At 72.1% G+C, this 10,049-nt stretch carries 8 protein-coding genes and 1 pseudogene; 1 reads left to right on the forward strand and 8 read right to left on the reverse strand.

Features of this window, described 5'->3' with window-relative positions; all coding sequences use genetic code 11:
* Positions 1 to 337: 337 nt before the first annotated feature.
* Positions 338 to 1,462, forward strand: a pseudogene (locus VIW71_RS15910) (flavin monoamine oxidase family protein); the annotation flags it as partial.
* A gap of 509 nt (positions 1,463 to 1,971) precedes the next feature.
* Here the strand turns inward: VIW71_RS15910 and VIW71_RS15915 are convergent.
* The 8 genes from VIW71_RS15915 to VIW71_RS15950 form a co-directional block, all read right to left on the reverse strand.
* Entirely contained in the window at positions 1,972 to 2,523 is a 552-nt protein-coding gene (locus tag VIW71_RS15915; protein WP_331622941.1) for a hypothetical protein, read from the reverse strand.
* A 64-nt stretch (positions 2,524 to 2,587) separates the two neighbouring features.
* Complete coding sequence (gene hemB, locus VIW71_RS15920) at positions 2,588 to 3,571, reverse strand: porphobilinogen synthase (protein ID WP_331622942.1); 984 nt, start codon at positions 3,569 to 3,571, stop codon at positions 2,588 to 2,590.
* A 126-nt stretch (positions 3,572 to 3,697) separates the two neighbouring features.
* Positions 3,698 to 5,299 (reverse strand): bifunctional uroporphyrinogen-III C-methyltransferase/uroporphyrinogen-III synthase, encoded by a 1,602-nt coding sequence (locus VIW71_RS15925; protein ID WP_331622944.1) that lies wholly within the window; start codon positions 5,297 to 5,299, stop codon positions 3,698 to 3,700.
* 92 nt (positions 5,300 to 5,391) lie between these two features.
* Complete coding sequence (hemC, locus tag VIW71_RS15930) at positions 5,392 to 6,381, reverse strand: hydroxymethylbilane synthase (RefSeq protein WP_331622949.1); 990 nt, start codon at positions 6,379 to 6,381, stop codon at positions 5,392 to 5,394.
* A gap of 173 nt (positions 6,382 to 6,554) precedes the next feature.
* A complete protein-coding gene (locus VIW71_RS15935; protein WP_331622945.1) occupies positions 6,555 to 7,973 on the reverse strand; it encodes a glutamyl-tRNA reductase in 1,419 nt (472 codons plus the stop codon).
* Between the two features lie 100 nt (positions 7,974 to 8,073).
* Positions 8,074 to 8,784, reverse strand: a complete 711-nt coding sequence (locus VIW71_RS15940) for a redox-sensing transcriptional repressor Rex (RefSeq protein WP_331622946.1) — start codon at positions 8,782 to 8,784, stop codon at positions 8,074 to 8,076.
* Positions 8,785 to 8,915: 131 nt separating this feature from the next.
* Positions 8,916 to 9,608, reverse strand: coding sequence for a 3'-5' exonuclease (locus tag VIW71_RS15945; protein WP_331622947.1), 693 nt, complete (start codon positions 9,606 to 9,608; stop codon positions 8,916 to 8,918).
* A gap of 148 nt (positions 9,609 to 9,756) precedes the next feature.
* Positions 9,757 to 10,005 carry a glutaredoxin family protein gene (locus VIW71_RS15950; protein WP_331622948.1) on the reverse strand — a complete coding sequence of 83 codons (249 nt, stop codon included), beginning with the start codon at positions 10,003 to 10,005 and terminating at the stop codon, positions 9,757 to 9,759.
* Between the last annotated feature and the right edge of the window lie 44 nt (positions 10,006 to 10,049).

Below are 10,049 nucleotides of genomic sequence, written 5' to 3' on the forward strand. Positions count from 1 at the left end.
GCGTCACCGCTGCGGCTCCGCCCGCCTCCTTCCCCCGCCCCCGCAGGCCGCCGGCCTCGCGGACATCCGCGCCCGGCCCGCCCGGCCCGCAGTGGACAGTGGGCGCGCCAACTCACGCTGCGTACATGTGCAGGAGAGTGAAATTCGCCGCTGAACCCTTACATTGACTACGCAGAGTTTACAATTGCTCACGCTTGGTAAAGTTCAGAGCAGCACCGGAAATCCAAAAACGAACGCCACCAGGAGTGACCATGACCAACACCGCATGCGAACAGCCGACCCGCCGGACGCAGCCATGACCGCCGCACTGGATGCCGGCCAGGCGCTGCGGAACGCGATGATCGGCAGCGGCGGGCCCGAGGCGACCGGATGGACCGGAGCGTTCGAGGCGCCGGCAGCTCCGCGCGAAGGCGCGTCCGTGGTCGTCCTCGGCGCGGGCGTCGCAGGGCTGACCGCGGCCTACGAACTGGGGTCGCTGGGGTACCGCGTCACCGTGCTGGAGGCACAGAACCGGGTGGGCGGGCGCAACCGTACGGCTCGCACGGGCGACGAACTGTACGAGATCGACTCGGCCGGCGAGCGGGTGCGGACCCACACCTGCGCCTTCGACGACGGTCTCTACCTCAACCTGGGCCCCGGCCGCATCCCGCACCACCACCGCCGGGTCCTGGAGTACTGCCGCGAATTCGGCGTCGCCCTGGAGCCGTACGTCATGGAGACCACGGCCAATCTCTTCGCCGGCTCGGACGGCCGAACGGTCCGCTGGCGCAACCGCCGGGTCGCCCACGACACCCGGGGCCACCTCGCCGCTTTCGCCGCCCGGTACCTGTCAGAACGGGACGCCTTCACCGGGGAGCTGCGCGCTCTCCTGCAGGTCTTCGGCGACCTCGACGCGGAAGGCGAATACCACGGCTCCACCCGATCCGGTTACTCCGAGCCGCCCAACGTCCACGAATTCCCCAAGCCCCTACCGCCACTTGCGCTGGAGGAGCTGGTGGAGTCCCGGTTCTGGAAGGCGCGTTTCTACCAGCCGGTCGACTACCTGTGGCAGGCCACGATGTTCCAGCCGGTCGGCGGCATGGACCGGATCGTCGACGCCTTCAGCGAACGGATCAGGCGCGACTTCGGCGACATCATCGAGCTCAACGCAGTGGTCAGTGGCATCACGCTCGACGGCGAGGGCGGAGTCGGCGTCGAGTACGAGCGCGACGGCGAGCGTTTCGCCACGCAGGCCGACTACTGCGTCAGCAACATCCCGCTGCCGGTCCTGCGGGACCTGACGCTCACCAATTTCTCCCCGGAGTTCGAGCACGCGATCCAGGCGGTGGATTTCGCCCGCACCTGCAAGGTCGGCTGGCAGGCCAACACCCGTTTCTGGGAAGACGCCCCGGACAGCATCTTCGGCGGAATCAGTTGGACCGAGCACAACATCACACAGATGTGGTACCCGTCCAACGACTACTTCACAAGCAACGGAACCCTCACCGGCGCCTACAACTTCGACGACGCGGCCGAGAAGCTCGGCTCGCTCGCCCGAGGAACGACTGGCGATGGCCCGCAAGGGCGCGATCGAACTCCACCGCGCGTTCGAGGACGAATCCGTCGTCCCCACCGACAAGGGCGTCAGCATCGCCTGGCACAAGGTTCCGTACCAGCGAGGTGGCTGGGCCGCGTGGCGCCCGGACGACCCGGAGCACATGGTGGCGTACAAGCAACTGCTCCAGCCCGAGGGCGAGGACCGCTTCTACGTCGTCGGCGATCAGGCATCGCCGCTCCCCGGCTGGCAGGAGGGCGCCATGATGTCGGCCCACTACGCGATCGGCCAGATCACCGGCGTGCTTCCCCTGTCCGTGCCCGAACCCGTTCGGGTCCCGGATTCGGTCGCGCTCACCCAGGGCTCGCGCTGAGCACGGGCCGCCCGGGACCTGAGCGGATCAGGGTCGGCAGTCCGGGACCGCGGCGGCACGGACCTCAGCGGACCACGACCACCGTCGACCCCACCACCGTCGCGTTCCAGATGGCCGCGCCGTCCTTGCGGTGGGCGCGGATACCACCCATGCGGAGCGACGGGTCGGGCTTGACGAGCCTGTCGTCGGTGGGGGACGAGAAGGCGACCCAGGTCTCGGCGGTGTACTCGAAGTAGACGATGTGCTCGACGTTCGCACCGTCGGCGCCGACAGTGGAGGGGGTGCGACCGGTGACGAAGTGGATGCCCGGTTTGGCAGGGACAGTGCCGGGCTGGACAACGAACGTGCGGACCGGTCGGCCGGTGACAGGCACGATCCAGACGCGGCGCTGGCCGAGGGAGTACACGATGCGCTTGCCGGTGCCGGAGAGGGCCGGGACCGGCGGCGGGGGCGGGGGGGTGTACGGGCGGCTGGTCGCCGGGTGCCGGGTGGGGGAGGCGGCGGCCGGGTTCTTCGTGGGCACTCCGCTGGCCTGGAGGGCGAGGACGGAGACGCCGACCATCGCCGCCGCGGTCAGGCCCGATACGACGGCCCAGGACGGTATGCCACGCGCCATGTGGAGTGCCCTCCCCTTTCGTCAGCGGGGCCCGGGAGTGGCAGGCCCCCCCGGAAACCCGGGCTCAGAGCCGCCGCGCGACTTCCGTGGCCCAGTACGTGAGGATCATGTTTGCACCGGCCCGCCGGATCGACGTCAGCGTCTCCATGATCGTGCGGTCCCGGTCGATCCAGCCGTTCGCCGCCGCGGCCTCGAGCATCGCGTACTCCCCGGAGATCTGGTAGGCGGCCACTGGCACGTCCACCTCGTCGGCGACCTTCCGGAGCACATCAAGATACGGCAGCGCGGGCTTGACCATCACGATGTCGGCGCCCTCCTCCAGATCGAGCGCCAGCTCGCGCATCGACTCGCGGAAGTTCGCCGGGTCCTGCTGGTACGTCTTGCGGTCGCCCTGGAGGGAGGAGTTGACCGCCTCACGGAAGGGGCCGAAGAAGGCGGAGGCGTACTTCGCGGTGTACGCCAGGATCGCCACGTCCTGCTTGCCGATCTCGTCCAGTGCGTCCCGTACGACGCCGACCTGGCCGTCCATCATCCCGGACGGGCCGACAACGTGGACTCCCGCGTCCGCCTGGACCTGGGCCATCTCGGCGTACCGTTCCAGCGTCGCGTCGTTGTCGACGCGGCCCTCGGCGTCGAGGACGCCGCAGTGGCCGTGGTCGGTGTACTCGTCGAGGCACAGGTCGGACATGACGACCATCGCGTCGCCGACCTCGGCGACCACATCGCGGATGGCGACCTGGAGGATGCCGTCGGGCTCGGTGCCCTGGCTGCCGACCGCGTCCTTCAGCTCCGGCACCCCGAAGAGCATGATCCCGCCGACCCCCGCCTCGGCGGCCTCGACGGCCGCCTTCCGCAGGGTGTCCCGGGTGTGCTGCACGACGCCGGGCATGGACGACACAGGAACCGGTTCGCGGATGCCCTCCCGCACGAAGACGGGCAGGATGAACTCGGCCGGGTGCAGCCGGGTCTCGGCGACCAGCCGCCGCATGGCGGGGCTGGTACGCAGGCGCCGGGGTCGCGCACCGGGGAACTCGCCGTACCGGCTCATTGCCGCGCCGCCTTTCGATGTCAACGGGAGGGCTGGAGCACTTCGCGCGTGCCCGTCCACGGTACGCCCGCGGAAGGGGTGCTCTTCCCGACGCGGGGTCGGTCAGCGCCCCCGCCGGGCCCGGGCCTAGACGCGGGCCCGGCGCCTCGCGCCCGGGCGGCGCTCGCTGGGCCGCGTCACCGGATCGCCCGCCTCGCGCGCCGCCTCACGTCGGGCCGTGCCGAAGTCGGCGAGGGCCTGGGCGAGGGCGTGGACGGACGGCTCGGGAGCCATCACGTCCACCCGCAGGCCGTGCTCCTCCGCCGTCTTGGCGGTGGCGGGGCCGATGCAGGCGATGACCGTCACGTTGTGCGGCTTGCCGGCGATGCCGACCAGGTTGCGTACCGTGCTGGAGGAAGTGAACAGGACCGCGTCGAAACCGCCGCCCTTGATCGCCTCGCGGGTGTCGGCCGGCGGCGGCGAGGCGCGTACCGTCCGGTAGGCGGTCACGTCGTCGACCTCCCAGCCGAGGTCCACCAGACCGGCGACCAGCGTCTCGGTCGCGATGTCGGCGCGCGGCAGGAAGACGCGGTCGATCGGGTCGAAGACCGGGTCGTACGGGGGCCAGTCCTCGAGCAGGCCGGCCGCGGACTGCTCGCCGCTGGGCACCAGGTCGGGCTTCACGCCGAACTCGACCAGCGCCTGCGCGGTCTGCTCACCGACCGCCGCGACCTTGATCCCGGCGAAGGCCCGCGCGTCGAGCCCGTACTCCTCGAACTTCTCGCGGACCGCCTTGACGGCGTTCACCGAGGTGAAGGCGATCCACTCGTACCGGCCGGTGACCAGGCCCTTGACCGCGCGCTCCATCTGCTGCGGGGTGCGCGGCGGCTCGACCGCGATGGTCGGCACCTCGTGCGGCACGGCGCCGTACGACCGCAACTGGTCGGAGAGCGACGCGGCCTGTTCCTTCGTCCGCGGTACGAGGACCCGCCAGCCGAACAGCGGCTTGGTCTCGAACCACGACAGGTGCTCGCGCTGGGCCGCCCGTTCGCCGACCACGGCTATCGCGGCGATCGGGCCCTCCGGGGTGGGCAGCGCCTTGGTGGCCTTCAGTTCGGAGGCGATGGTGGCGAGCGTCGCGGTCCAGGTGCGCTGCCGGGTGGTGGTGCCCGCGACCGTCACCGACAGCAGGGTGTCGGGCTTGCGGCCGGAGGCGATGAGCTCCGCGGTGACGGCGGCCACGGTCTGGAGCGTCGTGGAGACCACCAGCGTCGCGTCGCTCGCGCCCACCTCGGTCCAGCACCGATCGGAGGCGGTCGCCGCGTCCACGAACCGTACGTCCCCGCTGAGCGGCACGCCCGCGTACGCCGGTACGCCGAGCGCCGCGGCGACACCCGGCACGACCTCGAAGGGGATGCCCGCCTGGGCGCAGGCCAGCATCTCCGCGGCGGCCGAGGAGTCGAGCCCGGGATCGCCCGCGATCGCGCGGACCACCCGCTTGCCGGTCCGCGCGGACGTCATGACAAGCTGGGCGACGACAGCGGAGGGGTCCGCGGAGGGGTCCAACACCTCGCCGTCCAGGGCGGGTTCGGCCGTGCCCACGTCGGCGCGGGCGTGCGTCCGTACGACATCGAGCACAGGGCCGTCGCCGATCAGCAGGTCGGCGACGGCCAGCGCCTCCACGGCGCGCAGCGTCAGCAGACCGGGGTCTCCGGGCCCGGCACCGAGGAAGGTGACGTGGCCGGTCACGGGTCCGGCGGAGGTGCCCGGAGGTCCGGACGTACCGGCGCGGCCGGGCGCCTTCGCACCAGGGCGGTTCGTATCAGCGACGACGGCGGGGTTCAAGGTGTGCGCTCCCCCATAAGACCGGCCGCACCCTTGGCGAGCATCTCGGCGGCGAGTTCGCGGCCGAGGGCCCGCGCTTCGTCGTCGGATGCCGGTACGGGACCGGTGATGGACATCTGCACCAGCGTGGTGCCGTCGGTGGTGCCGACGACGCCGCGCAGGCGCAGCTCGGTAGTCTGCCCGTCGGCCACGAGGTCGGCCAGCGCGCCCACAGGGGCGGAGCAGCCGGCTTCGAGGGCGGCGAGCAGGGATCGCTCGGCGGTCACGGCGGCCCGGGTGAACGGGTCGTCCAGCTCGGCGAGCTGTGCGGCCAACTCCGGGTTGGAGGCGGCGCACTCGACGGCCAGCGCCCCCTGGCCGGGGGCGGGCAGTACGGCGTCGGCAGCGATCAGCTCGCTCGCCTCCGCGAGCCTGCCGATACGGTTCAGCCCGGCGGCGGCCAGCACGACCGCGTCGAGCTTGCCGGAAGTAACGTACCCGATTCGCGTGTCAACGTTGCCACGGATCGGGACCGTCTCGATCCGCAGATGGTGTGACCGTGCCCACGCGTTCAACTGGGCCATGCGGCGCGGCGAGCCGGTCCCCACCCTGGCTCCGGCCGGCAGCCGCTCGAAAGTGAGCCCGTCCCGGGCCACCAGCGCGTCCCGCGGGTCCTCCCGCACCGGGATCGCGGCCAGCACCAGGCCCTCCGGGTCGGCGGTCGGCAGGTCCTTGAGGCTGTGCACGGCGAAGTCGATCGTCCCGGCCAGCAGCGCGTCCCGCAGCGCCGAGACGAACACGCCGGTGCCGCCGATCTGCGCCAGGTTCTCCCGCGAGACGTCCCCGTACGTGGTGATCTCCACGAGTTCGACCGCTCGCCCGGTGGCTTCCTCGACCTGCTGGGCCACCATGCCGGACTGCGCCATGGCGAGCGCGCTCCGCCTCGTCCCGAGCCGCAGTGGGGTGCGCCCCGCAGGGAGACGGGGAACTGCGCGCCCAGCCCCCAGCGGGCCGGCGGGCCGGGGCACGGCGGAATCCAGCTCGTCGGGTCCCGGCCCGCTGCCGGATGCGGAGCCGTCACGGCTGGTCGCGCTGTTCCCCGCGCCCCTGGGGGGCGCCCCCGCGGGGCGCGGGTCGCTCGCAGCGGCGGGTTCTTGGGGGTACAGCCCCGCAGGGTCTGTCATGGCCGCCCTCGCTTCGGTTCTGCGGTGCCCGGAGCGGAGCCCGGGGTGTCGGCCCGGCTGACGGCGGCGACCGCCTGCGGGTCGAGGTCGAACAGTTCGCGCAGCGCGTCGGCGTACCCGGCGCCGCCGGGCTCGCCCGCGAGCTGCTTGACGCGCACAGTGGGCGCGTGCAGGAGCTTGTCCACGACGCGGCGCACGGTCTGGGTGATCTCCGCCCGCTGCTTGCCGTCCAGACCGGGCAGCCTACCGTCGAGCCGGGAAAGCTCACCCGCCACGACATCGGCCGCCATGGCCCGCAGCGCCACCACCGTGGGGGTGATCCGCGCGGCGCGCTGGGCAGCCCCGAACGCGGCGACCTCCTCCAGGACGATCGCCCGCACCTGATCGACGTCCGCGGCCATCGGCGCGTCCGCCGACGCGGCGGCCAGCGACTCGATGTCCACGAAGTGGACACCGTCCAGGCCGTGGACCCCGGCGTCGATGTCGCGGGGCATCGCCAGGTCCAGCACCGCCAGCGGCGCCGGCGTGGCCGCAGAGTGCGCGAGGTCCGGCGCGGAGAGGTCCGGCGCGGGCCCGTCCGCGACGGTCGCGGCCCGGTTGGCGACCGCGATCTTCACCTCGTCCGCGGTCAGCACGAGGCCCGTGGCACCGGTGCACGAGATCACGATGTCCACGGTCGGCAGGACGTCCGGCACCTCGGCCATGGTGGCCGCGCGGGCTGCCGCGCCCTGCTCGGTGAGCAGGTGGGCCAGGCGCTCGGCGCGCTCGACCGTGCGGTTGGCGATGGTCAGCGCGCCCACGCCCGCCCTGGCCAGGGTCGCCGCGGCCAGCGAGGACATCGAGCCGGCGCCGACCACCAACGCGCGCTTACCGGTGAGCGAACCGGTCGCGGGCGCGAGCTGACTGAGGCCGAAGGTGACCAGGGACTGCCCGGCCCGGTCGATACCGGTCTCGGAGTGCGCCCGCTTGCCGACCCGCAGCGCCTGCTGGAAGAGGTCGTTGAGCAGCCGCCCCGCGGTGTGCAGCTCCTGCCCGAGGGCGAGCGCGTCCTTGATCTGGCCGAGGATCTGGCCCTCGCCGACCACCATGGAGTCCAGCCCGCAGGCCACCGACAGCAGGTGGTGGACGGCCCGGTCCTCGTAGTGCACGTACAGGTGCGCGGTCAGCTCCTCCAGGCTGACGCCGCTGTGCCGGGCGAGCAGCGTGGACAGTTCGGCGACCCCGGCGTGGAACTTGTCCACGTCCGCGTAGAGCTCGATGCGGTTGCAGGTGGAGAGCACCACCGCCTCGGTGGCGGGCTCGGCCGCCACCGCGTCCCGCAGCAGACCGGCCCGGACGCCGTCGGCGAGCACGGCGCGCTCCAGGACGCTCACCGGAGCCGTTCGGTGGCTCAGTCCCACGACCAGAAGACTCATGCCTGTCCCTCGCTGCGCTCGGGCCGGCCTTCGTCCGGAACGCACCTTTCCATGACCCTCCCCCAGCCTCCGGCCGGGGGTGCCCCCACGCTGCGCTCGCTCATGCGGGCATCACGGCGGGCACGTCCCCGTCCGGTTCCTGACGTTCCTCACCGGCCTTGCGCTGCTCGTGGAAGGCGAGGATCTGCAGTTCGATGGAGAGATCGACCTTGCGTACGTCCACGCCGTCGGGCACCGACAAGACGGTGGGCGCGAAGTTGAGGATGGAGGTGACCCCGGCGGCGACCAGCCGGTCGGTGACCTCCTGGGCGGCGCCCGCGGGGGTCGCGATGACGCCGATCGACACCTGGTTGTCCGCGACGATCGCCTCCAGCTCGTCGATGTGCCGGACCGGCAGCCCGGCCACCAGCCGCCCGGCCAGCGCCGTGTCCGCGTCCAGCAGCGCGGCGACCCGGAAGCCGCGGGAGGCGAACCCGCCGTAGTTGGCGAGCGCCGCCCCGAGGTTGCCGATACCCACGATGACGACCGGCCAGTCCTGGGTCAGCCCGAGCTCCCGGCTGATCTGGTACACGAGGTACTCCACGTCGTAGCCGACACCCCGTGTCCCGTAAGAGCCGAGGTAGGAGAAGTCCTTGCGCAGCTTGGCGGAGTTGACTCCGGCGGCGGCGGCGAGTTCCTCGGAGGACACGGTGGGCACCGAACGCTCGGAGAGAGCTGTCAGTGCCCGCAGGTACAGCGGAAGCCTGGCGACGGTGGCCTCGGGAATTCCTCGGCTACGGGTCGCCGGTCGGTGGGATCGGCCAGTTGCCACGGTGCTCCTGCGGGTAGAGCTGGGCTGAAGACGACCACGGTCATTGGGGCCGCCCCGTGGACGCCAGGCTATGTCTTTGTGAACGCGTGCACAAAGATGGTGTCCGATTTGCCCTCGGGAAGTGATGGGCATCACGCACTCTCATTCCGGACATTGGGCACGGTTCGCCGCGTCGATTCGTTCCCGCGCCGCACCCAGAGCGCGTCCGCGACCGCCGGCAGACCGGACGGCTCGGGCCAGCGCAGCGCCGCGGCCAGCGCCATCCGCTCCGCCAGACCGGCGGCGTGCGGCGCGTAGCGGGTGAAGAGGTCAGCGGTGGCCCGGGCGTCACCGAGCGCGGTGTGCGGGTGCCAGCCGGTGATCCCGGCCGCGGTCGCGCAGGCCCGCAGGCTCAGCCCGCGCGGCCCCCGGTCGCCCGCTCCACGGTCCGCGGAGCGGGCTGCCGCCATCCGCATCGTGCACAGCTCCGGCACGGCCGGCAGCAGCAGGCCCACCCGCGCGTACTCGGCGGCCAGGAACGCCCGGTCGCAGCCGACGTTGTGCCCGACCAGCACCCGGCCGCGCAGCAGCGTCAGCAGCCGCGCGGCGATCCCGGCGAACCGCGGCGCCCCGCCCAGGTGGACCGCCTCGATGCCGTGGATGTGCGTGGGGCCGACCGGACCCTGCGGATCGACCAGCGTGGTGAACTCACCCTGCGGTACGAGGTCCCGGCCCAGCAGGACCACGGCGAGTTCGACCACCCGGTGCCGCCGCGAGGACGAACCGCTCGCCTCCAGGTCCACCACGGCATAGCCGTACGCACCCTGGCTCCGACCCGAGAGCACGTGCCACACTCCTCACGCATCGCCCCCGGCTGCACAAAACGCCCTCGATGATAATCGAACATGCGCGAGTGCGGGTAACCCGGTCAAAACACCCCGGGCTTCGCGTGCGGTTTCACGTGCGGGCGGCCGCCGGGCACCCCGGGAGCGCCTACCTGCCCGACAGGGCCGCCCGCAGCCGGCGCTCGTCCACCCGCCAGAAGGTGTGCTGCTCACCGTCGACCAGGACGACCGGGATCTGCTCCCAGTAGCGGTCGTAGAGCTCCGGGTCCCGCGTGATGTCCCGCTCCTCCACCACCGCGCCGGTCTCCGCCGCGACCTTCTCGATCACCGTCCGCGCGTCGTCGCACAGATGGCAGCCGGGCTTCCCGATCAGCGTCACGGTCCTCGAAGTCGTCATACGGCCATTGTCGCCGTCGCGGCGGCTCTGTCGCGGGGGGGGGG

This window comes from Streptomyces sp. (genome assembly GCF_036524955.1).
Lineage (GTDB): Bacteria > Actinomycetota > Actinomycetes > Streptomycetales > Streptomycetaceae > Actinacidiphila.